Source organism: Achromobacter deleyi (assembly GCF_902859705.1).
Lineage (GTDB): Bacteria > Pseudomonadota > Gammaproteobacteria > Burkholderiales > Burkholderiaceae_B > Achromobacter > Achromobacter deleyi.
This window is the reverse complement of record NZ_CADIJO010000021.1, coordinates 74,466-99,607: the sequence shown is the minus strand read 5'-3', so window position 1 is coordinate 99,607 and position 25,142 is coordinate 74,466. Positions and strand designations below refer to the sequence as shown.

Sequence of the window (25,142 nt, the reverse complement as noted above, 5' to 3'; positions counted from 1 at the left end):
CCTGGCCGCCCCGCTGGCCGGGCGCCATGCCGACCGGCGCGGCCCGCACGCCGTCAGCCGCCTGGGCGCCGCGCTGACCGCGTTGTCGTTCGCCGTCATGGCGCTGCTGCCGCTGCTGTCGCCGCAGTCCGGGCTGTGGCTGCTGGCGGCCAGCACCATCGGCTTTGACCTGGGCATCCAGGTGGCGCTGATCGCACACCAGAGCATCGTCTACGGCATCGACCCCGCCGCCCGCAGCCGCTTGAACGCGGTGCTGATGGTCAGCGTGTTCATCGGCATGGCGGCTGGCGGCGCGCTGGGCAGCCTGGCGCTGGCCAACTGGGGCTGGCTGGGGGTGACGGGGGTGGCCACGTTGGCGGCGAGCGGTGCGCTGTTGCTGCGCGTGCTGCCGGGCCGGCTGCGCCTGCGCCGCCGCGCCGATTGCCCGGCGTGATGCAGGGCTGACGCCACATACCAAAAAAATCGGGCCGTCAGCACTGCAATGCAGCGCTGACGGCCCGATTCGACTGGAAGACGAACGGGATCAGGCGTCCGGCTGGTTGATCTGCGAGGCGTCGATGATTTCCGCCACCAGCACGGTGCCCGGGCCATGCAGGAAATACTCCGACTCGGCCGGCTCGCGCAGTTTCATGTAGCTGGTCTCACCGATCTGCATCGTGTGGCCCGCGGCCAGCTCGGCGCCGCTATCCAGCAGGTACGCCATGATGTTGTTGAACATGCCGGAATACAACTCGCCCTCGTGGTGGCCTGCGGCCAGCGCGGCGAAATCCGGCAGTCCGAATGCGTCGGCGCCATAGGTGCGCATCCAGACGCCTTCCGTGCCCTCGACCTCGTACTTCACGAAGCCGCAGTACAGCATGGTCAGCGGCAGCGAACGCAAGACGTCCAGGCTTTCGTCGCCCATGGATTCACGCGTGAACACGCCAGCCGGCAACGAGGTATGCGCATGCTCGTTCAGCACGGCCACGCCATTGAAGTCCGACAGCGCGCCCGCCACCGCGGCAAGCGCCACGTACTGTTCCAGCGTGTCTTCCTCGAAACCTGCGTAGTACAGCAGCACATGGCTGACATGCGCACGCACCTGCGCCTTGACGTCTGCCGGGTAATGCGCCGGGGCGACGCAGGCTTCCATCGATTCCTGCGGATAGGGCGCATTGAAGCCCACCAGCCGCACGACGTGCTTGCCCCAGCCGACCATGGCGAGCAGCTCGGGCATATCGGGTTCGATCTCGGCGCGGGCCTGACTCATGTCCGGGTGATAGGCGCGCAGTGCGGTGGTCAGCGCATCGGCCGTCAACGCCAGCGGGGCGCTGAACACCACTTGCAGGCTGAGCGGATCCTCGATGGCCGGATTCGCGGTCAGTGCGGCGGCGGCGGGAGATTCATTGCGGCCGAAAAAGCGGGAGATGAGACTCATGGTGGGGGAGCAGACCTGTCCGGGGAAAGCGGGGATGCTATCAAGCCCTGGCGACAGGCTGGCCGGCTATGTGCAACAAAACTCGGCTACGCGAAACGGGACGTTAGATTTGGCGCGAAATCAGGCCTCATTTCACGCCCCCCCGATCAGGTCGCGCCCTGGCACGTCACCTCAATTCACTTCAATTCGCGCGTCGCGCCGATCACTCGCAGCGTCGGCATCAACTGGCGCCAGGCATCCTTCGGAATCGATTCGGGCCGCTTCAGTTCGGCTGCCGCGGGATCGTCCAGCCGTTCGCCCTTGCAGGCGAACACGATGCTGTTGGTCATGTCGTCGTCCACCACCTCGAACATCGACGCGCCGAACGATTCCCGCACCCGATCCAGATAGTCGCGGTGCTTGGGATGGTTCAGGTGGAAATTGATCACCAGAATGCCGTCGTCGCGCAGCGCCTCGTAGCAGTCGGCATAGAACTCGGCCGAACACAGGGCATCGGGAATGCCCGCGTCGCCGAAGCCATCCAGCAGCAGCACGTCGGCCGCGTCCCGCAAGCCGCGCAGATGATCGGCCGCGTCGGCCTGCACCACCCGGAAGCGGGCATCGTCGCGCGGCACCATGAAAGCGTCGCGCAGTGCGATCACGCCGGGGTCGATTTCCACCACCTCGATGCGCGAACGCGCCAGGTAGCGGTAGCAGAACTTGGCCAGCGAGCCGCCGCCCAGGCCCACCATCAGAATGTCGGCCGGGGCGGGCGTGAACAGCACGAAGCCCATCATCATCCGCGTGTACTCGAGGTCGAGCGCATCCGGATTGAGCGTGGACATGCGGCTCTGGATGACTTTTTCCGAGAAATGCAGGGTCCGGGTGGTGCCGGATTCCTGGATGAAGGGGCGCAGCGGCGGCTCGCCGCCGGCACCAGACGGTTGGGAGGGTTCGGGCAAGGAAGGGGACGGATCGTGTCGGGACATGGACGCAGAAGATACCACCGCCAGGATATCCGTCTGATTGTCGGACCCCGTGCGCGACGCGATCCGCGCCTTGAAGGAACTGCTGGCCATGGTCAAGCGCAAGCTGCGCGAACCCGACGGCCACGACCCAAAGCAGGCCGCCGACGTCCAACATGCGTTGAAGCAAGCCGAACAGGCCGCCCAGGCGCTGGATGGCGGCGCCCAGGTAGCAGTGTCGGCCTGACCCATCACGCCTTGAACGTAACCCACGGCTTGAGCCGCGCCACCGACCGGATCAGCCCCGCCTCTTCCTGCGCTTGCAGGATGGGGCCGATCGGCTTGTAGGCGTGCGGCGCCTCTTCGATGCGGCGCTCTTCGCGCAGCGTCACGCATTGCCAGGTGCCCGGCGAGGTCTCGTGCCGCGTCCGGCGCACTTCCTGCCGGCGCATGCTGCGGCCCGCACCATGGCTGCATGACCACAGCCAATCCGCATTGCCCAGGCCCGTCGCCACGAAACTGAAATCGCCCATCGATCCGGGAATCAAGGCCAGGTCGCCGGCCCGCGCGGGCGTCGCGCCCTTGCGGTGGATGTTCAGCCCCTGCTCGCGCAGCACCACGTTATGCGGCACGTCCACGACCAGGCGCGAGCGCATGCCACCGATCGTGGCGTCCAGCGCCTGGCGCACCATCTCGCCCAGCACCATGCGGTTGGCCCAGGCGTAGCGGGCCGCCGAGCCCATGGCCTGCAGGTATTCCTGCGCCAGGGCGCCAGACAACCCATACAGCTTGCTGTCCGGGTGCTTCAGCCCTTTGGGCCACTCGGCGCGCGCGCGGTCCATCCAGCGCGCTCCCACGTGAAAGCCCACATCGCGCGAACCCGTGTGGATCATGACGACGACGTCGCCCTTCACCAGGCCGGCCGCATAGGCCGCATGCCGGTCCAGCACCTCGTCAACGATCTGCAATTCCACGAAGTGATTGCCGCCGCCCGTCGTGCCCAGACCCGGGTCGCGGATGGTCTCGCGGCCATCCACCATGCCTTGCGGCGCATAGCGGGCCGCGCTGTCGAAATCCGACAGGCTGACGCACTGCGCGAGTTCGGCGTGCAACTGATCGCGCTGTACACCCGCCCACAGGCCCTCGGCCTTCAGGCTCTCGAGAAACGCATCCGGGCTGTCGTCGAACAGCGCCTTGAACGCCTTGCTGGGCACCGGCACGTTGCGGCCGTTTTCCAGCAGCACGCGCGTCAGCCGGCGTATCAGTTCCGCCTTGAAGGGTTCGACCGCCGTGTGCGCCAGACCGGTGGTCAGCAAACGCATGCCGCAGTTGATGTCCGTGCCGACCGCCGCCGGAATGACGAAGCCGCTGTCGGTCGCCACCACGGTGCCCACCGGCGCGATGCTGCCCGGATGGAAATCCGGCGTTGCGCACGCTTTGCAGACGCCATGGCCGGCATCGGGCGAACGCACCGACGCAAAGGCAAGCAGTTGATGTACGGCCTTTTCCTCAAGGGGAAGCGCCGCGGGGAGAAGAACAGACGCTTGCGCCTGTTCATTGCTCAGGTGGTACACGCCATGCTGGTGTTCCACCTGGATGCCCTGCCGTTTCAGGGCGGATTTCAAACGGGAGATGTTCTTCACTTTCGCTGCCATCAAACAGGTACAGAAAGGCCTCCGTGTTCCGGAAGGCGTTGTACCCCCAGCAGCAGCGCCAGGAGGAGGCCGAAGTGTACAGAGGGTTCCGCGTCCGTGCGAGAAACGCGGCGTGACGCGTTGCGAAGCCGCAACGAGCCGGCCGTCGTTACCCCAGCGCGTCGATCCGCCGCAATGCGCGCGTGCCCGCCTTGGACACCTGAATGTGCGGATGCGCCTGGCACAGCGCTGCGATCGCCCGCAGCGCCTTTGACGGCCGCTTTTCGATCGCCATCGCCACCGCTTCACCCAGAAAGAAATCGTCATCCCGCGCCAGCGTTTCCAGCAACGCCAGATCGCCCAGGTCCAGCGACGGAATCAGTGTCAGCACCACGTCCACGCCTGATTCCTGTTGCAGCAGTTCGCGGATCAGACCGCCCAACGGCGGCTGGCCATCCACGAGTGGCGACGTGTCGGGATGCAGCTCCTGCACCTCCCGCTCTTGCTCGCCCGCCTGGCGCGCCGCCGCGACAAAGTCCGCCAGGGAATCGAACACCACGCGGCTATCGCCGTCGTGGGTCAGATACAGCACGCGGCCCGTCAACGGCGCCCGGGCCAGCAGCAGATGGTGATTGCTGGTCTCGGGGTCATCGAGCACCTGCCCTTGCAGCAGGTCGACCACCGGATGGCCCTGCATGGCCTCGGTCAGGTCGATGACCCGATCGCGCGGCAGCAAACCCAGCGCGGCAAAGCCCGGGGCATCGATCGCGGCGAAATACTCGTCCAGGGTCACGGCGTCCGTCCTATGAGGAAAAGCCGACTGTAACCCCGGGCACCGACATCCCGTAGGTGAAAAACCTAAGTGACACTGCCGCCCGGCCTCTCTTATAAAGTCCATATTATGAACAATTGACCACATAAAGGACACGCATGCCGTTAGACAGCCGCGACGAACAGCCCCTGATGCCGTACCAGTACCCCAATCCGTCCGACGCCCTGCCCGAAATCGTGGTGCCCAGCGCGATTCCGGACGACGAACGCGTCTGGGTGCCGCAGGCCGAGAACGTCTGGTTCCGCCCGCTCTGTCTGAACGCCAGCCAGGGCTACTGGACCAACCTGCTGCGCGTACGCAAGACCGGCGTGCTCAGCCGCCACCGCCACCCGCAGGCGGTGCACGGCTTCGTGCTCAAGGGCCGCTGGCGCTATCTGGAACACGACTGGGAAGCCACGGAAGGCAGCTATGTCTTCGAACCCCCCGGCGAAACCCACACCCTGTACGTGCCGCCCGATGTCGAAGAAATGATCACGTTCTTCCAGGTCAACGGCGTCATGTACTACACCGACCCGTGGGGCAAGGGCATGGGCTACGAAGACGTCTTCACCAAGATCGACATGTGCCGCAAGCACTACGAAGCCGTCGGCCTGGGCGTCGACTACGTGCAGCAGTTCATCCGATGACGGCGGCTGCAGACACCCGCGCCCGCTACGACTTCCGCGGCCACGTCGTGGTGGTGACGGGCGGCGCGGCCGGAATCGGCGCGGACATCGTTCAGTACCTGCACGACACTGGCGCCACCACCGTCGCCTGGGACCTGGCGCCCTGTCGCAACGGCCCGGCGGCGCACAGCCTGCGGGTCGACGTCACGGACCCGGCCAGCATCGACGCCGCGGTACGCGATGGGGTCGGCCGGTACGGCCGCATCGACGCCCTGGTCAACAGCGCCGGCTTTGCCGGTTCGACCGTGCCGCTGGATGCCTACGACCCCGACGAATGGCGCCGCATCATCGACGTGAACCTGGTTGGCATCTTCAACGTCTGCCGCGCCGTGGTACCGGTGATGCGCGCGGCGCAGCACGGCCGCATCGTCAACATCGCCTCGCTGGCTGGCAAAGAGGGCACGCCCAACGCTTCGGCCTACAGCGCGGCCAAGGCCGGCGTCATCGCGCTGACCAAATCGCTGGGCAAGGAACTGGCGGGCAGCGGCGTGCTGGCCAACGCCGTGGCGCCCGCGGCCGTCAAGACCCAGTTGCTGGAACAGATGGACCCCTGCCACGTGGAAACCATGATCGCCAAGAGCCCGCTGCGCCGGCTGGGCGAACCGCGCGAGGTGACCGAACTGGTCGCCTGGCTCTGCTCGGCATCGTGCAGCTTCAACACCGGCGCGGTATTCGACCTGTCGGGAGGACGCGCCACTTACTGACCGCGGCACCTGCATAAAAAAAACCCAAGGAGACAACGCATGAAACCTCGTACGACTGCCGCGCTTGCGCGGTGCATGATCGGCGCCGCGCTCGGCCTGGCCGCGTTCGGCGCCCAGGCCCAGGGCGCGGCCTACCCCGCGCGCGCCATCGAACTGGTGGTGCCTTTCGCCGCTGGCGGTGGCACCGACGCCATGGCCCGCGCCTTCGCCGACGCGGCCCGCAACCACTTGCCGCAGACCGTGGTGGTGCTGAACAAACCCGGCGCCTCCGGCGGCATCGGCTTTGCCGAAGTGGCCGGCGCACGGCCAGACGGCTACAAGCTGGGCCTGGTCACCGCCGACCTGGCCATCATTCCGCACCTGGGCATCAGCAAGACCACCTACGACAAGTTCGTGCCGGTGGCGCAGCTGAACGCCGACCCATCCGCCATCACCGTGCGCGCCGATTCGCCGCACACCACCATCGAAGGCTTCATCGAAGCGGCCAGGAAAGACAAGGCCGGCCTGCAGATCGGCAACGCCGGCACGGGCTCGATCTGGCACCTGGCCACCGCCGCCTTCGAAGACAAGATCGGCGCCAAGTTCAACCACATCCCCTTCAACGGCGCCAACCCCGCCGTGCTGGCGCTGCTGGGCGGCCACATCGACGCCGTGGCCGTCAGCCCCGCCGAGGTCGCCGCCTACGTCACGGCCGGCAAGCTGAAGATGCTGGCCGTCATGGCCGACCAGCGCGTGCCCGGTTTCGAGAACGTGCCCACGCTGAAGGAACGTAATATCGACCTGTCCATCGGCACCTGGCGCGGCATTGCCGCCCCGTTGGGCACGCCGCCGCAGATCATTGCGCAGCTGCAATCCGCGGCCGCCAAGATCGCGGAAGAACCGGCCTTCCGGCAGACCCTGGAAAAGCAGAACCTGGGCTACCGCTATGCCGATTCCGCCGGCTTCGAAGCCACCATGCGGCGTGACGACGCGACCTTCAAGGCGCTGATCGACAAGCTGGCCCTGCGCCAGCAATAACCCGGCGGATCACGCTGCAACCCGGGGCGCGGCCAGACCGCGCCCCGCATTTCTGGAGAGACAAGACATGGATCTGGGCATACAAGGCAAATCGGCGCTGGTGTGCGGCGCCAGCAAGGGCCTGGGCTACGGCTGCGCGCTGGCGCTGGTGCGCGAAGGCGTGCACGTGCTGATCGTGGCGCGCGGCGCCGATGCCCTGCAGGCGGCCGAACGCCAGCTCAAAGCGGCTGCCGCCCACGGCGCCCAGGTGCGCGCCATCGCCGCCGACATCACCACCGAAGCCGGCCGCACGGCGGTCTTCGGCGTGCAGCGCGACTTCGACATCGTCGTCACCAACGCCGGCGGTCCGCCTCCCGGCGACTTCCGCGACTGGGACCGCGACGCCTGGATCAAGGCCGTCGACGCCAACATGCTCACACCCATCGAACTGATCAAGGCCACCGTCGACGCCATGGCCGAACGCGGCTTCGGGCGCATAGTCAACATCACCTCCAGTTCCGTGAAGGCGCCCATCGACGTCCTGGGCCTGTCCAACGGCGCACGCAGCGGCCTGACCGGCTTCGTGGCCGGCGTGGCCCGCAGCAGCCTGGCCGCCCGCGGTGTCACGATCAACAACCTGCTGCCCGGCGCCTTTGCCACCGACCGCCTGCACGCCACGCTGGCCGCCACCGCCGCCAAGACCGGCCGCGACGCCGATGCGCTGCGCGAAGCCCGCCAGCAGGCCATTCCCGCAGGCCGCTTCGGCAACGCCGAAGAATTCGGCGCCATCTGCGCCTTCCTGTGCAGCACCCAGGCCGCCTACATCACCGGACAGAACCTGCTGGCCGACGGCGGCGCCTACCCCGGCACCTACTGAACTCCATGACCTACCAACCTGATCTCTTCCAAGGCAAGACCGCGCTGGTCACCGGCGCCACCCAGGGCATCGGCGCCGCCATCGCCAATCAGTTGCACGCGCTGGGCGCCCGCGTCGTCGCCACCGGCCTGGATGCCGGCGACGGCTCGCTGGCGTCCGGCGTGCGCGTCGAACTGGCCGACTCCAGCAAGCAGCAGGACGTCGACCGCCTGTTCGGCACGCTGGACCGCCTGGACATCCTGGTGAACTGCGCCGGCATCATCCGCCGCAACGCCGAACACGACCTGGACGTGTTCGAGCAGGTGCTGGCCGTGAACCTGACCGGCACCATGCGCACCTGCGCCGCGGCGCGCCCGCTGCTGGCCAGGCAAGGCGGCGTCATCGTCAATACCGCATCGATGTTGAGCTTCTTCGGCGGCGCGCTGGTGCCGGCGTACTCGGCCAGCAAGGGCGGGGTCGCGCAGCTGACCAAGTCGCTGGCGCTGGCCTATGCGGCCGAGAACATCCGGGTCAACGCCGTCGCGCCGGGTTGGATAGCCACCCCGCTCACGCAGGCGCTGCAAGACGATCCCGCGCGTTCCGGCCCGATCCTGCAACGCACCGCATTGGGACGCTGGGGCCTGCCGGCAGACGTGGCCCGCGCGGCGGTATTCCTGTGTTCGCCCGCGGCCGGCTTCATCACCGGCCATATCCTGCCGGTCGACGGCGGCTATCTGGCGGCTTGACGCAGGCCAGAAGTCAGGATGGCTGGCCTCAGGGCGCTTCGGCGCTGTACGAGGCCGGCGTGTCCTGCAACAGCCGCGAGATCGACCGGCACGCCTCCAGCAGCGGCGCCACGTACTTGCGCTGCACGTCCTCTTCCTGGCGAAACAGCAACGTGCTCACGCTGATGCAGGCCACCGGCGCGCCTTGCTTGCCGAAGATCGGCGCGCCAAAGCAGCGGATGCCCGCTTCCTGCTCTTCGTCGTCGATGGCCCAGCCCCGCTCGCGGTACCGCTCCAGCTGCACGCGCAGCGCGGCCACGTCGGTCAGCGTCTGCGGCGTGAAGACCTTCCAGGGCTGCGGCAATTCGCGCAGCAATTGCTCGCGCGGCGCTTCGTCCAGAAAGGCCAGATAGGCCTTGCCCACCGAACTCGAATGCATCGCCACGCTGGTGCCCACGCGCGAAGTCATGCGCACCGCCTTCGGGCTTTCCAGCTTTTCGATATAGACCATCTGGTCCGCATTGGGCACCGCCAGATGCACGGTCTCACCCGTGATGTCGCGCAAGCGCGTCAGGTCCGCCATCGCCAGCAGGCGCAGGTCCGACCGCTTCCAACTGCGATTGGCCAGCTGGATCAGCCGCGGTCCCAGTTCCAGCCGCCCCGACACCACACTCTCGGACAACAGGCCTTCGGCAATCAGCGCATACACCGTGCGGTACACGGTGGGACGCGGATAGCCGGACACCTTGCACAGCTCGGCCACGGTCATCGCCGTATCGCGATCAGCCACCAGCTGCAGCAGATGCACGAACTTGGAGAACGCGGCGGTGCCCGCCACCTGGGCGGTGGCGGGCACTGCCGGGGAATCGCGCTGGGGCACTTACTCCACCGTCACGCTCTTGGCCAGGTTGCGCGGCTTGTCCACATCCGTGCCCCGTGCGCAGGCCGTGTGGTACGACAGCAATTGCAGCGGCACCGTGTGCAGAATCGGCGACAGCTTGCCGTAGTGCTCGGGCATGCGGATCACGTGCATGCCTTCGCCGCTCTGGATCTTGCTGTCGGCGTCGGCAAACACATACAGCTCGCCGCCGCGGGCGCGCACTTCCTGCATGTTGGACTTCAGCTTTTCCAGCAGCTCGTCCTTGGGTGCGATGGTGACGACGGGCATGTGCTCGGTCACCAGGGCCAGCGGGCCGTGCTTGAGTTCGCCGGCCGGATAGGCCTCGGCGTGGATGTAGCTGATTTCCTTGAGCTTGAGCGCGCCTTCCAGCGCGATCGGGTAGTGCATGCCGCGGCCCAGGAACAGCGCGTTTTCCTTGGAGGCAAAGCGGTCGGCCCAGGCCATGATCTGCGGCTCAAGCGCCAGCACCGAGCCAATGGCCACGGGCAGGTGACGCAACGCCTTCAGGTGCTCGGCTTCCTGCTCGTCGCTCAGGCGGCCGCGCACCTGCGCCAGCGCCAGGGTCAGCAGGAACAGCGCGGTCAGCTGCGTGGTGAAGGCCTTGGTCGAGGCCACGCCGATTTCAACGCCGGCACGGGTGATGTACGACAGCTTGCACTCGCGCACCATGGCGCTGGTGGACACGTTGCAGATGGTCAGCGTGTTTTCCATGCCCAGCGAACGGGCGTGCTTCAACGCAGCCAGCGTGTCGGCGGTTTCGCCCGACTGCGAAATCGTGACCACCAGCGAACGCGGGTTGGGCACGCTGTCGCGATAGCGGTATTCGCTGGCGATTTCCACGGCCACCGGAATCTTGGCGATGGACTCGATCCAGTACTTGGCGGTCAGGCCGGCGTAGTAGCTGGTGCCGCAGGCCAGGATCAGCAGGGAATCGATGTCCTTGAAGATCTTGTAGGCGTCGTCGCCGAACAGCTCGGGCGTGATGGCCTCGATGTCCTGCAGCGTATCGCCCACAGCGCGCGGCTGCTCGAAGATTTCCTTCTGCATGTAGTGGCGGTACGGGCCCAGTTCGGCCGCGCCGGTGTGCACGTGCACGGTGTGCACTTCACGGTCGACGTTCTTGCCGTTGGCGTCCACGATCCAGACGCGCGACAGCTGCAGGTCGACGACGTCGCCGTCTTCCAGATAGATGATCTGGTCGGTCGTGCCGGCCAGCGCCAGAGCGTCGGAGGCCAGGAAGTTCTCGTTCTGGCCCACGCCCACCACCAGGGGCGAACCCTGGCGGGCGCCGACCACGCGGTGCGGTTCGTCGCGGCAGAACACGGCAATGGCGTAGGCGCCATGCAGGCGGCGCACGGCGTTCTGCACGGCTTCGAACAGGTCGCCGGCGTACAGGTGGTTGACCAGGTGCGCGATCACTTCGGTGTCGGTCTGGCTTTCGAAGACGTAGCCCACGGCCTGCAGCTCGGCGCGCAGTTCGTCGTGGTTTTCGATGATGCCGTTGTGCACCAGCGCGATGCGCGGTTCGTCGTTGCCCAGGCGCGAGAAGTGCGGGTGGGCGTTGTGCGTGGCCGGCACGCCGTGCGTGGCCCAGCGGGTGTGGGCGATGCCCGTGAAGCCCTGGACGTGGTCCTGGGCCACCTGGTCGGCCAGTTCGGCCACGCGCTGCGTGCTGCGCGTGCGGCGCAGATGGCCGTCGGCATACACGGCGACGCCGCAGGAGTCGTAACCCCGGTATTCCAGCCGCTTGAGGCCTTCAACGAGGATCGGGGTGATGTCGCGCTGAGCGACGGCGCCAACAATGCCACACATGGGAGAGACTCCTGAAAGTTCGAGTACGGAACGCATTGTGCGCGCACCCTAAAGAAATTTGATTTCTTTATCTGCTCATATTTGACAGTTTATTTACTTACCTATTTGTGATTAAATAATATTTCACTAATGTGTTTTCAATGAATTAATTATTCAAAACACCATGCCAACCCCGCCCAATGCCCTGCCCGAGCTGGATGATCTGGACCTGCGCATCCTGGAACAGCTGCAAGAAGACAATTCGCTGACCAACCAGGACCTGGCCTTGCGGGTGCATGCATCGCCCCCGACCTGCCTGCGGCGGGTCCGGCGGCTGGTGGAAGAGGGGGTCATCGAGCGCCAGGTGGCCATCCTGGCCGCCGACAAGCTGGGCAGCACACTGACCGCCATCGTCGAGATCACGCTGGATGTGCAGGCTGCCGAAAGCCTGGACGCCTTCGAACAGACGCTGCTGGCCGAACCGGCCGTGCTGCAATGCTATCGGGTGTCGCCCGGCCCGGATTTCGTGGTGATCGCCCAGGTGAAAGACATGCCCGCCTACCACGCGCTGGCGCACCGCGCCTTCACCGCGCACGCCAACGTGCGCAACGTGCGCACGTTCTTCTCGGTGCACCGGGCCAAGTTTGAAACGCGGATCGATCTGCGGACGCGTTAAGCGCCAGCGCCGCGCTTGTCAGCGCGCAGCCAGCAACCGCTCGAACTGCGCCAGATACCGGTTGCCCATCTTCTGCACGTCGTGCTCGTTGCGCACGTAGTCGTATGCGCGGTCGGTGATTTCCTGGCGGAAGGCCGCGTCGTCCAGGCAGCGCGCCATGCCTTGGGCCATGGCGTGGAAATCCGCCACCGCGCACAGCACGCCGCGGCCGTCGGCCAGGCTTTCCTTCAGGCCGCCGGCATCGGTGGACACCACCGGCACGCGCTGCAGGAAGGCATCCAGCACGCTGCTGCCCAGGGCTTCTTCCTCGGAGCTCATGACGAACACGTCCAGGACGCTGTAGAAGTCTTCGACGCCCTTGCGAAAGCCCGCGAAGCGATAGACGTCTTCGATGCCCAGCAGCCGCGCTTCGTCGCGCGCCTGCTGTTCGCGGTCGCCGCCGGCACCGAAATGCAGGAAGACGAAATCGCGGCGCGTCTTGGCCAGCTCGCCCACGGCGCGCACCAGCGTCACCGGGTCCTTGTCGCGGATCAGCGCGGCCGACGTGGCCATGACCTTCTTGCCGTCCAGGTCGAATTCGCGCACCAGCGCGGCAACATTGTCCTGGTTGATCACATGCGGCTCGACCGCGCTGCGGATGATGACCGGGTCCAGCCCCAGCCGGCGCGGCTCGCTGGCGGCCATGTCGCTGATGGCCACGAACAGGTCAGTGTGGCGCCACTTGAAGCCGGTCTTCCATTCCTCGCCCGGCTTGACCACGAACGAGGTGCGGCGTGAAAACACCACCGGCCGGCGGTGCAGCCACTTGGTCAGCACCGCCCAGGTGATGGTGTTGGCGGTCTGGGCGTGGATGATGTCGTATCCCTTGCCCTGTGACGCCAGAAAGCGCAGCTGGGCCGGCACGTTGCGGCAGGTATGCGCCACGAAGCCTTCCTGGCGTACGCGCTCGGCCAGCGGGCCGCCTTCGCGGCACAGCACTTCGACCTGGTGGCCGGCATTGCGGAACGCGCGCATGCAATACAGCGTCTGGCGTTCGCCGCCGCGCCAACCCTTCTCGAAGTTGAGCTGCAGGATCTTCATGCGCGGCCGATGCCCGAATACTCGAAGCCCAGGGCGCGCACGTCGGCCGGCGTGTAGAGGTTGCGGCCGTCCAGGATCAACGGTGTCTTGAGCAGCACTTTGACGCGGTCGAAGTCGGGCGCGCGGAACACCTTCCATTCGGTGGCGATCAACAGCGCGTCGGCGCCGTCCAGCGCGTCGTACATGTCGGTGGCGAAGCTCACGCCAGGCTGGCCCACCAGCACGCGGGCGGCCTCGTGCATGGCCACCGGGTCATAGGCGCGCACGGTGGCGCCGCGGCGCGTCAGTTCGGCAATGATGGTCAGGCTGGGCGCTTCGCGCATGTCGTCGGTATTGGGCTTGAACGACAGCCCCCACAAGGCGAACTTGCGGCCGCGCAGGTCTTCGCCGTAGTGCTGCACCAGCTTTTCCGACAAGCGGAACTTCTGCGCGTGGTTGGCGGCCTCGGCCGCTTCGATGACGCGCATCGGCAGGCGGTTCTCGGCGGCGGTGTTGACCAGCGCCTGCACGTCCTTGGGGAAGCACGAGCCACCGTAGCCCGCGCCGGGGTACAGGAAGTGGTAGCCGATGCGGGGGTCCGCGCCGATGCCGCGGCGCACCTGCTCGATGTCGGCGCCCAGCGCTTCGGCCAGATTGGCCATCTCGTTCATGAACGAAATCCGGGTGGCCAGCATCGCGTTGGCGGCGTACTTGGTCAGTTCGGCCGAACGCACGTCCATCACCATCAGGCGATCGTGCGTGCGCTGGAACGGCTCGTAGATGCGGCGCATGATGCCGACGGTGTAGTCGTCGTCGGCGCCGACGATGACCCGGTCCGGGCTCATGAAGTCGTTGATCGCCGCGCCTTCCTTCAGGAATTCGGGGTTGGACGCCACGCTGAACGGCACCTGCACGCCGCGTGCGGCCAGTTCCTGCTCGATCACCGCGCGCACCTTGTCGGCGGTGCCGACCGGCACCGTGGACTTGTCCACGACCAGCTTGCGGCTGGTCATGTGGCGCGCAATATTGCGGGCGGCGGCCAGCACGTATTTCAGGTCGGCCGAGCCGTCCTCGCCCGGGGGGGTGCCCACGGCGATGAACTGCACGTCGCCAAAGGCCACGCTCTGGGCCACGTCGTCGGTGAAATGCAGGCGGCCGGCCTGCACGTTGCGCCGGACCAGGTCTTCCAGACCGGGTTCATAGATGGGGATGCCCCCCTGGCGCAGCAGGGCGATCTTGGCCGCATCCACGTCCAGGCACATGACATCGTTGCCCATGTCGGCCAGGCACGCTCCCGACACCAACCCCACGTAACCGGTACCCACGACCGTGATCTTCATGCCTGAACGCCTTAAAAATAGGTAATCGTTGCGCCGGGCATTGCAGACCCGGCGCCGGCGGCCATTATAGAAGCCGCCGGGCCGTCGGGTCTGGCGCGCCCTAGATGGCCCGCAGCTTGTTGAAGCGGACCGTGTTCACGACCACCGCCAGGGCGGCGCAGATCGTGCCCAGCACCAGGGCCAGCCCGGGGCCGTGCGCGGCGCTGACACTGAAGGCGATCGCCACCAGCGCAGTGCCGAAGCTCTGGCCGAACACCCGGGTGGTGGCCTGCAGGCCACCGGCCGCGCCACTGCGCGCACGCGGCGCCGCCGACAGCATGGCGCGGTTGTTCGGGGTCTGGAAAAAGCCGAAGCCCACACCCGCCACGAACATGCCGGCAATGATCGGCACGTTGCCCACGGACGCCGGCAGGGCCGCCAGCCACAGCATGCCGATGACCATGCCGGTCGCCCCCACGCCGCTCAGCGTGGCGGCGGAATAGCGGTCGGACAGGCGCCCGGCCACCGGTGCGATCAGCGCCGTGCCCACCGGCCAGGCCCCCATCAGCAGGCCCACCTCAAGGTATGGCCGGCCCAGCACCTGCTGGAAATAGAACGGCAGCGACACGTAGGACGCCATCTGCGCGGCAAAGGTGCAGGCCGACGCCCCCACGGCGAAGGCCAACTGCCGGATTCGCAGCAGGTCCACCGGCACCAGCGGCGCGGGCTGGCGGCTGGCCCGGCGCACCAGCACCATGCCGGCCACGGCCGCGATCGCCACCAGGCCGATGCCCCGCAGCAGATCCTGTCCCATCATGTCGATGCCCGAAATGAACACGCCCAGCGTCGCCATGCAGAGCAGGGCGCTGATCCAGTCCAGCCGCACGTCGTTGCGCGGCACCTCGGGCAGATGGCGCAGGCCGAACATGGCCAGCACGCAGATCGGCAGGTTGACCGCGAAGATCCAGGGCCACGGCGCCACCGACAGGATGGCCGAGCCGATGGTGGGCCCCAGCACCGACATCACCGCCACCGTGGTGGCGTTGATGCTGATGCCCCGGCCCAGCATTTTCAGGGGATAGATATTGCGCACCAGGCCGCCGAACAGGCACATCAGCGTGGCCGCCCCCACGCCCTGGAACACCCGCGCCAGCGTCAGCTGCAGCAGCGAACCGGCCAGCGCGCAGCCCAGCGACGCCAGGGTGAACAGCACCAGCCCGAACGTGAACATGCGGCGAAAGCCGATGCGTTCGGCCAGCGCCGACAAGGGCAGCAGCATCATCACCACCGCCAGGTTGTAGGCGTTGACCACCCACACGGCCTGCGCGGGCGACGCATTCAGGTCGGCCGCGATGGTGGGCAGGGCCACATTGGCGATGGTGGTGTCCAGGACCGACAGGCTGATGCCGGTCATCACGGTGGCCGCCGCCCAGTAGCGGCGGGGCACCGGCAGGCCGTCGGGCGCGGCAGGCTTGGCGCCGCCGCCCGTCGCCTCGGACGCCTGCGGCGTCACGACTTCTTGACCGGCCGTTGCCAACCGTCGATGGTGACCTGCTTGGCGCGCGAAACGGTCAGCTTGTCGGCCGGCGCATCGCGGGTCAGGGTGGTGCCGGCGCCCAGGGTCGCGCCGCGGCCCACGCGCACCGGGGCCACCAGTTGCGTGTCCGAGCCGATGAAGGCGTCGTCTTCGATAACGGTGCGGTGCTTGTTCACGCCGTCGTAGTTGCAGGTAATGGTGCCCGCGCCCACGTTGACGCGCGCACCGATGGTGGCATCGCCGATGTAGGCCAGATGATTGGCCTTGCTGTCCGCGCCCAGCACGCTTTTCTTGATCTCGACGAAGTTACCGACGTGGCTGCGGTCGCCGAGTTCAGCGCCGGGGCGCAGGCGGGCATACGGGCCCACGCGGGCATCGCCGCCCACCTGGGCCTCTTGCAGATGGCTGTAGGCCTCGATCTGCGTTCCCGCACCCACGCTCACGTCGCGCAGCACGCAGTGCGGACCCACGCGTACGCCATCGGCCAGCGTGACCTTGCCTTCGAACACGCAGCCCACGTCGATGAACACATCGCGGCCGCAGGTCAGCGAGCCGCGCACGTCGAAACGCGCCGGGTCGGCCAGCGTCACGCCCGCTTCCAGCTGGCGGCGGGCCTGCTCGCCCTGCCAGCGGCGTTCCAGCTCGGCCTGCTGCACACGGCTGTTCACGCCCAGCGTCTCCCAGGACGCGCCCGGCTGGGCCGCGCCCACCGGCACGCTGTCCGTCACAGCCAGGCCCACGACGTCGGTCAGGTAGTACTCGCCCTGGGCATTGTTGTTGTCGATGCGCGAAAGCCAGTCTTTCAGCCTGGCGGTCGGCGCGGCCAGGATGCCGGTGTTGACTTCCTTGATGGCGCGTTCGGCGTCCGAGGCATCCTTGTGCTCGACGATGCGGCAGACATTGCCGGCGGCGTCACGCACGATGCGGCCATAGCCAGTGGAATCGGCCAGCACTTCGGTCAGCACCGCGGCGCCGTCGCCACGCGCATCCAACAGGCGGCGCAGCGTTTCGGGCTGCACCAACGGCACATCGCCATACAGCACCAGCGTCACGTCGTCCTTGCCGTCGCCTTCGAGCAGCAGCGGCACCGCCTGCTGCACCGCATGGCCCGTCCCCTGCTGCGGCTGCTGCAACGCGAATTGCAGGTCGTCCTGGCCACCGAAGGCCTGCTTGACCCGGTCGGCGCCATGGCCGACCACCACGATGACGCGGGCGGGTTCCAGTTGGCGGGCGCTGTCCAGCACGTGGCCCAGCATCGGCTTTCCGGCCAGGGTGTGAAGCACTTTGGGAAGGTCGGACTGCATGCGCTTGCCCAGTCCGGCGGCGAGAATCACTACATTAAGCATAAGTTCTGACGTGTTGGAATCGATCGGGGCGGCACCGCGCCGCCCCGGGTCGGGATTGAAAGATCAGGGCTTGCCGTCGGCAGGCCCCGTGTTCTTGGTTGCCGCCTTGGACGCGGCCGGCTTGCGCGCGGCCTTCTTGGCGGGTGACTTCGCGGCGGGCTTGGCGGCCGCCTTGGCCGTCGGCGCGGCGGCAGCCTGCGAGCCGCCGGCCTTGCCCTTGGGTGCATTGCCTGCGTCCGGCGCGGCGCCGGGCATCGACGCGGCCGTGGCAGCGGCAATCTGGTTGAACTGCTGCTGCAGCAGATCCCACCACGCCTTGGAGGCCGATTGCGCTGCCGCGCCCATCTGTTCGGTCATGCCGGGCTGGGCGTCGGCCCCCGCCGCCGAATCGGTCTTGGCGTCGGCGGCCTTTGCATCGGCAGGCTTGGCATCAGCGGCCTTGCCGTCCGTCGCCTTGGCCGGTGCGCTCCTAGCCGCTGCCGGTGCCGGCTTCAGGCCCAGCACCACTTCCAGGGGCGAGGCCGCGCCGCTTTCACGCAGCGCGCCCAGATCCATGTTGGCCGCCGAATCGACAAAGGCGCGCAAGGTGCTGATGGTGGAACGCTGCACTTCCATGCCCTGGATCGTGCTGGACAGCATCGACAGGTTCATGCGCAGCCAGTTTTCCACCGACCGCAGTTCGGCGATGCGGCGGTCCAGGTCTTCCAGGTTCATGGGCGGCGCCATCGGCAGGCTGCTCGCCAGCCCGCCGGGGCCGGTCAGGCCGGCCCATGCCTGGCGCATCATTTCCATGCTGGCCAGCAGCGGGTTGCCCGACAGGTCGGAATGCTGGCCCATGCCGGGTAGGACGAACGGATTGCTGTGTTGGTCGCTCATTCCTGGTCTCCCCATAGATCGCAAAGGGCTGCCGGCCGGGATGCTTACCCCGGCAGCAGCTGATTATTCTCCACTCGCACGTGGTCGCCGGACGCAAAGGCGAACGGCTGGGCGCTGCGGAATTGGCGCGCGCTGCCGTCATTCATGCGTACCGTGAGCTCGTAGTGCGTCACCGTTTGTTGCTGTCTGATATTACGCTCAACTTCACGGCCTGCCAAAGCGCCGCCCACCGCGCCCAGCACGGTCAGCGCGGTCTTGCCGTTGCCGCCGCCGAACTGGTTGCCGACCACGCCGCCCACCGCACCGCCGGCGATGGTGCCGACCAGATGGTCGCTATTGTCCTTGACCGGCACTTGCACCTGGCGGATGGTCTCGACCACGCCGCAGGTGTGGCAGGCCTGCGCCGGCGGCTGCGTGGCAGGCGCGGCAGGACGGCCCTGGGGCTGCGCCTGGGCGGTGGGCTGGCGGGCCGCCTGCGCGGGCGCGCCGGGCTGGGTGGGTGCCAGATTCGCCCCTTCGGGGCCGGCCTGGGCCATGGCGGGGTCCTCGGGGTGCGGCGTGGCCGATGGGGTCGGCAGCCAGCCCATCACGGCGGCAACCCCCACCGAGCACATGACGATGACGGCGATGGCGGCGGCCCCGACCAGCGGATGCAGGGCGCGGCGGGAAGATTGAGTCGGGTTCGAATTCATGACGATGCTCCATCGTTGCTAACCGGCAGTGGTATAGCACCCGGACGCGGTATCGGCATGTTGCGATGGTGACGCTTCTTTGCCGCATTTCCGGCCTTGGACAGCCCCGTCCATTCGTGGACAATAGGCGCATGGATTCCATTACCTTGCCCCAGATCGAAGCGGCCATCAACTATTGGCGCAACGTCTCGCCGTCGGTCGGCGACGAATCGCGCCTCTGCCCCGAGGCCGCCGCGCTGGCCGCCCCCTATGCGCTGATGATCATTTCGCACCGCCGCGACATCCCTGCCGCCGAACTCAGCGACAAGGCGCGCGCCGCGCTGGCCGGCTGGGTGGCCGCAGGCGGCAGCGACTAGCCTGCGGGGCCCCGCAAGGTCCCAGGCGGGCGGTTTGCCCGCCCCTTGCCAACCTGTGCTGGTCAGCCCTTGAGCAGGGCCTGGATATCGTGCACCAGGGCGTCGACCCCGATGTTGTTGTTGGCCAGCACCCGCGATTCGCCCTTGCCGTCCAGCAGGTAGAACGCCGCAGTGTGGTCCATCGTGTAGTTGCCGTCCTTGGTGGGTGCCTTGGCGTAATACGCCTTGAATGCCGCCGCCGCCTTCTTCACCTGGTCGGGCGTGCCGGTCAAACCCAGAAATCGCGGGTCGAATGCCGTTACGTATTGCTTGAGCACCTCGGGGGTGTCGCGCTCGGGGTCCACGGTGATCAGCAGCACCTGGACGCGGTCGGCGTCAGGCCCCAGTTTCTTCATCACTTCGGTCAGCTCGGCCAGCGACGTCGGGCAGACGTCCGGGCACTGCGTGAAGCCGAAGAACACCACCACCACCTTGCCGGCAAAGTCCTGCAACTGGCGCGTCTTGCCGTTGTAGTCCGACAGTTCAAGCCCGCGGCCCAGCTGCGTGCCGCTGATGTCGCTGCCCTTGAACGTGGGCGCATTGTCGCCGCAGGCGGCCAGGGCGGCGGTGAAAGCGGCGGCCGTGGCCAGGCGCAAGGCCAGGCGCCGGCTGGCGGAAAATACGGACATCGACAACCTCCAGGGGGTCAGCGCAGCAGGGCGACCCAGTGGTCCACCAGCAGGGCGCCGAACAGCAGCGCCAGGTAGAGAATGGAAAAACGGAACATGCTGCGCGCCAGCTCGTCGCTGTAGGCACGATACAGCCGCCAGGCGTACGACACGAACATGCCGCCCAGCACCAGCGCCGACACCAGGTACAGCACGCCGCTCATGCGGATCGCGTAGGGCAAGAGCGTGGTGGCAAGCAGCGCGATGCTGTAGAGCAGGATATGCAGGCGGGTGAACTGCTGGCCGTGCGTGACGGGCAGCATCGGCAGGCCGGCCTTGGCGTAATCGTGGTTGCGGTACAGCGCCAGCGCCCAGAAGTGCGGTGGCGTCCAGATGAAGATGATCAGCACCAGCACCCAGGCTTCGGCCGGCACCGAATCGGCCACCGCCGCCCAGCCCAGGGCCGGCGGCATGGCGCCCGACAGGCCGCCGATGACGATGTTCTGCGGGGTGCGCGGCTTGAGGATGATGGTGTAGATCACCGCATAGCCGACGAACGTGGCGAACGTCAGCCACATGGTCAGCGGGTTGACCAGGGTGTACAGCACGAACATGCCCGCGCCGCCCAACAGGCCCGACAGGCTCAGCACCTGGAAAGCCGAAATGGTGCCGCGCGCCGTGGCGCGCCGCGCCGTGCGCAGCATGCGGGCGTCGACTTCCTGCTCGATCAGGCAATTGATGGCGAACGCGGCCGCGGCCAGCAGCCAGATGCCGATGGTGCCGAACAGCACCCGGCGCATGTCCGGCACGCCCGGGACGGCGAGAAACATGCCAATCACCGCGCAAAACACCGCCAACTGCGTGACGCGCGGCTTGGTGAGTACGAAGTATTGGCGGAACAATCCGGTTTGGGGAGCGGCAAGACTGGTCATCATGGACCCTATTTTAAACGCGCACCGAATTGGGGCCGTAGCCCCCGGCTGGCGGCTGCCCGGCCGTGGCCAATCGCACCATCAGCACCACCGCGGCCAGGGTCAAACCCGCCGCCCCGCCGTTATGCAGCACGGCGATCAGAAGCGGCCACTGGAAGAAGATGGTGGTCAGGCCGGTCAGCAGCTGGGCGCCCAGCAGCGCCAGCATCAAGGTGGCCGGCCCGCGCAGCCCGGGCTCGGCCCGCAGGCGCCAGGCCAGGATACCCAGGTAGACGAACACGACGAAGGCGAAATTGCGGTGCACCCAATGGATGGCCGTCAGCGCCGGCTGCGAAATCATTTCACCGGACGGCAGTTCGCCCAGGCCGCGGATGATCGAATAACCGCCATGGAAATCCATATCCGGCACCCATTTGCCGTGGCACATGGGGAAATCCATGCAGGCCAGCGCGGCATAGTTGGTGCTGACCCAGCCGCCCAGGGTCACCTGGATCAGCAGCAGTAAAAAGCCCCCCACCACCCAGGGCTTGAAGCGCGCGGCCGCGGCCGCCACGGCCAGGTGTGGGCGCTCGCGCGCCGACAGCCAGGTCATCAGCGCCAGCACCGACAGGCCGAACACCAGGTGCGCCGTCACGACGGCGGGCATGAGCTTGTGCGTCACGGTCCAGGCGCCGAACGCGCCCTGCACGCAGACGGCCACCAGCGTGGTCACCGCCAGGGCCGGCGAGCGGCCCAGTTCGCGGCGGTAACGCCAGGCCATGTAGACGATGGCGATGATCAGCATGCCCAGGATGGTGCCGACATAGCGGTGGATCATCTCGATCCAGGCCTTGGACAGCGTGACCGGGCCGAACGGCATCGCCTGCGACGCCTGGTGGATGTCGCCCATGGCGCCCAGCGGGGTCACCTTGCCATAGCAGCCGGGCCAGTCCGGGCAGCCCAGCCCCGAATCCGTCAGGCGCACGAAGGCGCCGAACATGATCAGGTCCAGCGTCAGGAACCAGGTGAAGAAAACGAGCTTGCGATACCGCGCTTTGATGCGTTCCATGGAATTCAACTAAAGACTAAATCAACCGATGCGCGAGTTATAGACCAGCTTGCTGATGTCCTTGCGCACCTTCACCCCGTCGGCGTCGGCGGGATATTGCATCATCAGATTGCCCAGGGGATCGACCACCCAGATCGGCGCCTGCAGGCCGGGCTGTCCGGCCGCGGCGTCGCGCGCCAGCAGGTAGCGCGCCAGCTGGTCCGGATCGGCGCGCAGCATGATCGTGCCCTTGTAGGCTTCCAGCACCTTGTCCGGCACCGGCGCGTCGTCGGTGATGAACCATACCCGAGCCAGCCGGTCGACGTTCTTGCCTTGGCTGGCGTGCGTGTTGCGGGTGATGTAGAGCTTGCGGGCGCAGCTTTCCGGGCAGGTCGCGCCGTCGGCCGCCACCAGCAGCCACTTGCCTTTCAGGCTTTGCAGGTCGAAGGGCTTGCCGTCCAGCGTGGTCAGCTTGAGCGCCTCGGGCGCCGGCATGGGGCGCTGCGGCGTCACCAATTCGCCGTAGTTGCTGGCGTCTTCGGGCCACCACTGCGGGTTCATGTAGACAACGAACGCCGCCACGATGGGCGCCAGCGAGCACAGGAACACCAGCACCATCGGCACCAGCGAACGCTTGGCGGGTTTGGAAGAAGTCAGGTCGCGAGCCACGTTTTTTATGAGTCCTGTTGTGGTGAAAACCGGGCGGTCAGGCCGCCGTATCCTTGGCCGCGCGTTGGCGCATGCGCTTGATGGCGCCCCCCAGCACCACCAGCCAGGCGATGGCGGCGAACAAGGCAAACGAAAACCACTGCACTGCGTAGAACGTATTCTTCTGGAAGTCCACCGACGGCTCGGGCCAGTCGTGCACCAGGGTATCGTTTTCACCGGTGCCGAACTGGCTCACCACGGTGGGCAAGAGTGTCAGGCCGGTGGCCTTGGCATAGGCGTCCAGCGGCAGGTTCTGCACCTGCGGCACGGTGCCACCGGCCACTGGCAAGGTAGCCGGCAGGGCGGACGTATCGTTGTTGCCCAATGACCAGATTTCGAACATGCGCGGCACGCGCTCGGACAGTTCGCCCTTGATGGTCTGGTCGCCCTGCGGCGTGGCCGGCAGCGTCGGCTCGCCCTGGCCCTGGATCACCCGCGGCAGCCAGCCGCGCAGCACCAGCACGGCGCTGCGGCTGGGGCCATCGAGCAGCAACGGCGTGGCCAGCCAATAGCCCGGACGGCCCTCGTAGTTGCGGTTGTCCAGCAGTACACTGAATTGCGGCAACCACGTCCCGGTGGCCTGCGCCACGCGCCAGGGCTTCAGGTCGCCCAGTGCGGTCGTCGGCGACAGCGCCAGCGGCGCTTGCTTGCGGCCGGCTTCGATAGCCGCCAGAATGGCGCGTCGCTCATCGGCGCGCCGCAATTGCCACTGGCCCAACGACGTCAGGATCACCACGGCGATCCCAAGCAGAAGTAAAGCGGCTACGGTGTAGCGAGTCGAATGCGGTCGGGCCATTTGTCTTCAATAACTCTGATTTGTCCGGAGACCATCATGCGCGTTTTCGTCGTTCTGGCCTTCATCGGTATCCTGGCCAGTCTGGCATCCGCCCTGGTCTACCTGATGCGGGACAAAGGCACTACCAGCCGCACGGTCAATGCGCTGACGGTGCGCATCGGCCTGTCGGTGGCCCTGTTCCTGTTCGTGCTGTTCGCCCACCACATGGGCTGGATCGAAAGCACCGGTTTTAGATAGGCCAACTCCCAGCCGGTTCCCGGGTGCCAGGTGGTTGCACCGCCCGGCCAGCCGTATTGGAACACGGACCGCCCTTGTGCGAAGGGCGAGACCCGCGGCGCCGTTTTTTCCGGCAGCCCGCAAGCCTCGCCCCGTTCAGCCGATCGGCCCAGGCCCGGCACTGCCGGACCCGTCCCTTAGAACCAGTAGACGAACAGATACAGGCCCAGCCACACCACGTCCACGAAGTGCCAGTACCAGGCGGCGCCTTCGAAGCCGAAGTGATGGTCGGCCGTGAAGTGGCCGCGCATCAGGCGAATCAGGATGACCGTAAGCATCGTGGCGCCCAGGATCACGTGGAACCCGTGAAAGCCGGTCAGCATGTAGAACAGCGAACCGTAGGCGCCCGAATTGAACTTGAGGTTCAGTTCGGTGTAGGCGTGATGGTACTCGGCGGCCTGACAGGCCACGAAGATGAAGCCCAGGATCACGGTGGCGGCCAGCCAGAACATGGTCTTGCCGCGGTGGTTCTCACGCAGCGCGTGGTGAGCGATGGTGAGGGTCACGCCCGAGCTGAGCAGCAGCGCGGTGTTGATCGTGGGCAGCCAGAAGGGGCCGACCGTCTGGAAGTGCTCGACCACGCCGGCAGGGCCGAAGTTGGGCCACACGGCCTGGAAGTCGGGCCACAGCATCAGGCGGTGGTCCATGTCGCCCAGCCACGGCGTGGTGATGGTGCGCACGTACCAGAGGGCGCCGAAGAACGCCGCGAAGAACATCACTTCCGAGAAGATGAACCAGCTCATGCCCCAACGGTACGAACCGTCGATGCGCTTGCTGTTCATGCCGGCTTCGGATTCCTGGATGGCGTCGCCGAACCAGTAGTACAAGATGACGATCAGTGCGACGAAACCCACCAGGACCGACCATTTGGCCCAGCTGACGCCGTTGATCCAGCCCGCGGCGCCCAGGCCCATGAGCAGCAGCGCCACGGCCGTGCGCACGGGGTGCCCCGAGTCGGCGGGCACGAAGTAGTACGGTGCCTCTTTTCCTTGAACCGAGTGGCTTGCACTCATGGCTTTCTCCCTGGTACTGATTTATAGAATTAAGTGATTCAAGTCAGGCTGGATACGGCCCAACGCACAATTAACACCAGCACGGTCACGAAGATGGCCGCCGCCAACAACCCCGCCACGATCACATGGACCGGATTGAGCCGGGCGCTGTCCTCGCGGTAGCCTGCGCCCTTGCGGACACCGAAAAACCCCCACGCCACCGCCTTCATCGTCTGAAGAAAGCTCAGCTTGCGCTGGGCGGATTCGCGCAGGTCGTCGCTCATGGCTAGCCGCCGACGGCCTTGCCCGTCAACAGCGCCGACCCGCGAAATACGGTCCAGGCAAACACGGCAATGACGAATACCAGCAGAATCAGTCCTGCGATCTTGTTGCGACGGCGCTGCTCGGGTGTCATTGCTATGCTGCCTGTTGCGTTGT

The 25,142-nt window shown here is 66.8% G+C and carries 29 protein-coding genes and 1 pseudogene; 10 read left to right on the top strand and 20 right to left on the bottom strand.

What is annotated here, in order from left to right:
• A pseudogene (locus HV798_RS24565) lies at positions 1-433 on the top strand (MFS transporter); the annotation flags it as partial.
• Between the two features lie 90 nt (positions 434-523).
• Here the strand turns inward: HV798_RS24565 and HV798_RS24560 are convergent.
• Both HV798_RS24560 and HV798_RS24555 read right to left on the bottom strand, forming a co-directional pair.
• Positions 524-1,417 (bottom strand): DUF4261 domain-containing protein, encoded by an 894-nt coding sequence (locus HV798_RS24560; protein ID WP_175193276.1) that lies wholly within the window; start codon positions 1,415-1,417, stop codon positions 524-526.
• 176 nt (positions 1,418-1,593) lie between these two features.
• A complete protein-coding gene (locus HV798_RS24555) occupies positions 1,594-2,385 on the bottom strand; it encodes a fused MFS/spermidine synthase (RefSeq protein WP_175193277.1) in 792 nt (263 codons plus the stop codon).
• Between the two features lie 37 nt (positions 2,386-2,422).
• Here HV798_RS24555 and HV798_RS24550 point away from each other — a divergent pair, with 37 nt between their 5' ends.
• Entirely contained in the window at positions 2,423-2,608 is a 186-nt protein-coding gene (locus tag HV798_RS24550) for a hypothetical protein (protein ID WP_175193278.1), read from the top strand.
• A gap of 4 nt (positions 2,609-2,612) precedes the next feature.
• Here HV798_RS24550 and HV798_RS24545 read toward each other — a convergent pair whose 3' ends face one another.
• Positions 2,613-4,016 carry an RtcB family protein gene (locus HV798_RS24545; RefSeq protein ID WP_175193279.1) on the bottom strand — a complete coding sequence of 468 codons (1,404 nt, stop codon included), beginning with the start codon at positions 4,014-4,016 and terminating at the stop codon, positions 2,613-2,615.
• A 148-nt stretch (positions 4,017-4,164) separates the two neighbouring features.
• Entirely contained in the window at positions 4,165-4,788 is a 624-nt protein-coding gene (locus HV798_RS24540) for a hypothetical protein (RefSeq protein WP_175193280.1), read from the bottom strand.
• A 137-nt stretch (positions 4,789-4,925) separates the two neighbouring features.
• On the opposite strand from HV798_RS24540, the gene HV798_RS24535 reads away from it, so the two are divergent.
• The 5 genes from HV798_RS24535 to HV798_RS24515 all read left to right on the top strand — a co-directional run bounded on the left by HV798_RS24535 (position 4,926) and on the right by HV798_RS24515 (position 8,794).
• The gene (locus HV798_RS24535; protein WP_175193281.1) at positions 4,926-5,453 is read left to right on the top strand and encodes a 2,4'-dihydroxyacetophenone dioxygenase family protein; all 528 of its coding nucleotides are present in this window, start codon (positions 4,926-4,928) and stop codon (positions 5,451-5,453) included.
• A complete protein-coding gene (locus tag HV798_RS24530; RefSeq protein WP_175193282.1) occupies positions 5,450-6,196 on the top strand; it encodes an SDR family NAD(P)-dependent oxidoreductase in 747 nt (248 codons plus the stop codon). The genes HV798_RS24535 and HV798_RS24530 overlap by 4 nt, the downstream gene beginning before the upstream one ends.
• A gap of 39 nt (positions 6,197-6,235) precedes the next feature.
• Complete coding sequence (locus tag HV798_RS24525; RefSeq protein ID WP_175193283.1) at positions 6,236-7,213, top strand: tripartite tricarboxylate transporter substrate binding protein; 978 nt, start codon at positions 6,236-6,238, stop codon at positions 7,211-7,213.
• Positions 7,214-7,280: 67 nt separating this feature from the next.
• Entirely contained in the window at positions 7,281-8,069 is a 789-nt protein-coding gene (locus HV798_RS24520) for an SDR family oxidoreductase (RefSeq protein ID WP_175193284.1), read from the top strand.
• Between the two features lie 5 nt (positions 8,070-8,074).
• Positions 8,075-8,794: an SDR family NAD(P)-dependent oxidoreductase gene (locus HV798_RS24515; RefSeq protein ID WP_025139887.1), complete on the top strand. Its 720-nt coding sequence runs from the start codon at positions 8,075-8,077 to the stop codon at positions 8,792-8,794.
• A gap of 28 nt (positions 8,795-8,822) precedes the next feature.
• Here HV798_RS24515 and HV798_RS24510 read toward each other — a convergent pair whose 3' ends face one another.
• Together HV798_RS24510 and glmS are read right to left on the bottom strand one after the other, a co-directional pair.
• Positions 8,823-9,653: an IclR family transcriptional regulator gene (locus HV798_RS24510; protein ID WP_175193285.1), complete on the bottom strand. Its 831-nt coding sequence runs from the start codon at positions 9,651-9,653 to the stop codon at positions 8,823-8,825.
• Positions 9,654-11,486 carry a glutamine--fructose-6-phosphate transaminase (isomerizing) gene (gene glmS, locus HV798_RS24505; RefSeq protein ID WP_175193286.1) on the bottom strand — a complete coding sequence of 611 codons (1,833 nt, stop codon included), beginning with the start codon at positions 11,484-11,486 and terminating at the stop codon, positions 9,654-9,656.
• 163 nt (positions 11,487-11,649) lie between these two features.
• Between glmS and HV798_RS24500 the strand changes: the two genes are divergently transcribed.
• Positions 11,650-12,141 (top strand): Lrp/AsnC family transcriptional regulator, encoded by a 492-nt coding sequence (locus HV798_RS24500; RefSeq protein ID WP_175193287.1) that lies wholly within the window; start codon positions 11,650-11,652, stop codon positions 12,139-12,141.
• A gap of 18 nt (positions 12,142-12,159) precedes the next feature.
• Here the strand turns inward: HV798_RS24500 and HV798_RS24495 are convergent, their stop codons facing one another.
• From HV798_RS24495 to HV798_RS24470, 6 genes are all read right to left on the bottom strand, one after another.
• On the bottom strand, positions 12,160-13,221 hold the full coding sequence (locus HV798_RS24495; protein WP_175193288.1) for a glycosyltransferase family 4 protein: 1,062 nt from the start codon (positions 13,219-13,221) through the stop codon (positions 12,160-12,162).
• The gene (locus HV798_RS24490) at positions 13,218-14,540 is read right to left on the bottom strand and encodes a UDP-glucose dehydrogenase family protein (protein ID WP_175193289.1); all 1,323 of its coding nucleotides are present in this window, start codon (positions 14,538-14,540) and stop codon (positions 13,218-13,220) included. Before HV798_RS24490 ends, HV798_RS24495 begins: the two co-directional genes overlap by 4 nt.
• Before the next feature lie 100 nt (positions 14,541-14,640).
• Complete coding sequence (locus tag HV798_RS24485; protein ID WP_175193290.1) at positions 14,641-16,032, bottom strand: MFS transporter; 1,392 nt, start codon at positions 16,030-16,032, stop codon at positions 14,641-14,643.
• Positions 16,029-17,402 (bottom strand): bifunctional UDP-N-acetylglucosamine diphosphorylase/glucosamine-1-phosphate N-acetyltransferase GlmU, encoded by a 1,374-nt coding sequence (glmU, locus tag HV798_RS24480; protein ID WP_175193291.1) that lies wholly within the window; start codon positions 17,400-17,402, stop codon positions 16,029-16,031. Before glmU ends, HV798_RS24485 begins: the two co-directional genes overlap by 4 nt.
• A gap of 63 nt (positions 17,403-17,465) precedes the next feature.
• Positions 17,466-18,278: a PhaM family polyhydroxyalkanoate granule multifunctional regulatory protein gene (locus HV798_RS24475; protein ID WP_175193292.1), complete on the bottom strand. Its 813-nt coding sequence runs from the start codon at positions 18,276-18,278 to the stop codon at positions 17,466-17,468.
• 44 nt (positions 18,279-18,322) lie between these two features.
• Positions 18,323-18,970, bottom strand: a complete 648-nt coding sequence (locus HV798_RS24470; RefSeq protein ID WP_175193293.1) for an outer membrane lipoprotein — start codon at positions 18,968-18,970, stop codon at positions 18,323-18,325.
• 131 nt (positions 18,971-19,101) lie between these two features.
• On the opposite strand from HV798_RS24470, the gene HV798_RS24465 reads away from it, so the two are divergent.
• A complete protein-coding gene (locus HV798_RS24465; protein WP_025139899.1) occupies positions 19,102-19,326 on the top strand; it encodes a DUF3717 domain-containing protein in 225 nt (74 codons plus the stop codon).
• Between the two features lie 62 nt (positions 19,327-19,388).
• On the opposite strand, the gene HV798_RS24460 is transcribed toward HV798_RS24465, so the two are convergent.
• The 5 genes from HV798_RS24460 to HV798_RS24440 form a co-directional block, all read right to left on the bottom strand.
• The gene (locus HV798_RS24460) at positions 19,389-19,994 is read right to left on the bottom strand and encodes an SCO family protein (RefSeq protein ID WP_175193294.1); all 606 of its coding nucleotides are present in this window, start codon (positions 19,992-19,994) and stop codon (positions 19,389-19,391) included.
• A 17-nt stretch (positions 19,995-20,011) separates the two neighbouring features.
• Positions 20,012-20,905 (bottom strand): heme o synthase, encoded by an 894-nt coding sequence (cyoE, locus tag HV798_RS24455; protein ID WP_175193342.1) that lies wholly within the window; start codon positions 20,903-20,905, stop codon positions 20,012-20,014.
• Positions 20,906-20,918: 13 nt separating this feature from the next.
• On the bottom strand, positions 20,919-21,953 hold the full coding sequence (locus HV798_RS24450) for a COX15/CtaA family protein (RefSeq protein ID WP_025139902.1): 1,035 nt from the start codon (positions 21,951-21,953) through the stop codon (positions 20,919-20,921).
• Positions 21,954-21,974: 21 nt separating this feature from the next.
• On the bottom strand, positions 21,975-22,550 hold the full coding sequence (locus HV798_RS24445; RefSeq protein ID WP_175193343.1) for an SCO family protein: 576 nt from the start codon (positions 22,548-22,550) through the stop codon (positions 21,975-21,977).
• A gap of 88 nt (positions 22,551-22,638) precedes the next feature.
• Positions 22,639-23,436, bottom strand: coding sequence for an SURF1 family protein (locus HV798_RS24440; RefSeq protein ID WP_175193295.1), 798 nt, complete (start codon positions 23,434-23,436; stop codon positions 22,639-22,641).
• 36 nt (positions 23,437-23,472) lie between these two features.
• Here HV798_RS24440 and HV798_RS24435 point away from each other — a divergent pair, with 36 nt between their 5' ends.
• Positions 23,473-23,673, top strand: coding sequence for a twin transmembrane helix small protein (locus HV798_RS24435; RefSeq protein ID WP_025139905.1), 201 nt, complete (start codon positions 23,473-23,475; stop codon positions 23,671-23,673).
• A 176-nt stretch (positions 23,674-23,849) separates the two neighbouring features.
• Here the strand turns inward: HV798_RS24435 and HV798_RS24430 are convergent, their stop codons facing one another.
• The 3 genes from HV798_RS24430 to HV798_RS31620 are packed head-to-tail and all read right to left on the bottom strand — an operon-like array spanning position 23,850 to position 25,119.
• On the bottom strand, positions 23,850-24,725 hold the full coding sequence (locus HV798_RS24430) for a cytochrome c oxidase subunit 3 (protein ID WP_025139906.1): 876 nt from the start codon (positions 24,723-24,725) through the stop codon (positions 23,850-23,852).
• 38 nt (positions 24,726-24,763) lie between these two features.
• Positions 24,764-24,988 carry a DUF2970 domain-containing protein gene (locus HV798_RS24425; RefSeq protein ID WP_006392371.1) on the bottom strand — a complete coding sequence of 75 codons (225 nt, stop codon included), beginning with the start codon at positions 24,986-24,988 and terminating at the stop codon, positions 24,764-24,766.
• A gap of 2 nt (positions 24,989-24,990) precedes the next feature.
• A complete protein-coding gene (locus HV798_RS31620; protein ID WP_025139907.1) occupies positions 24,991-25,119 on the bottom strand; it encodes a cytochrome oxidase small assembly protein in 129 nt (42 codons plus the stop codon).
• Positions 25,120-25,142 lie beyond the last annotated feature (23 nt).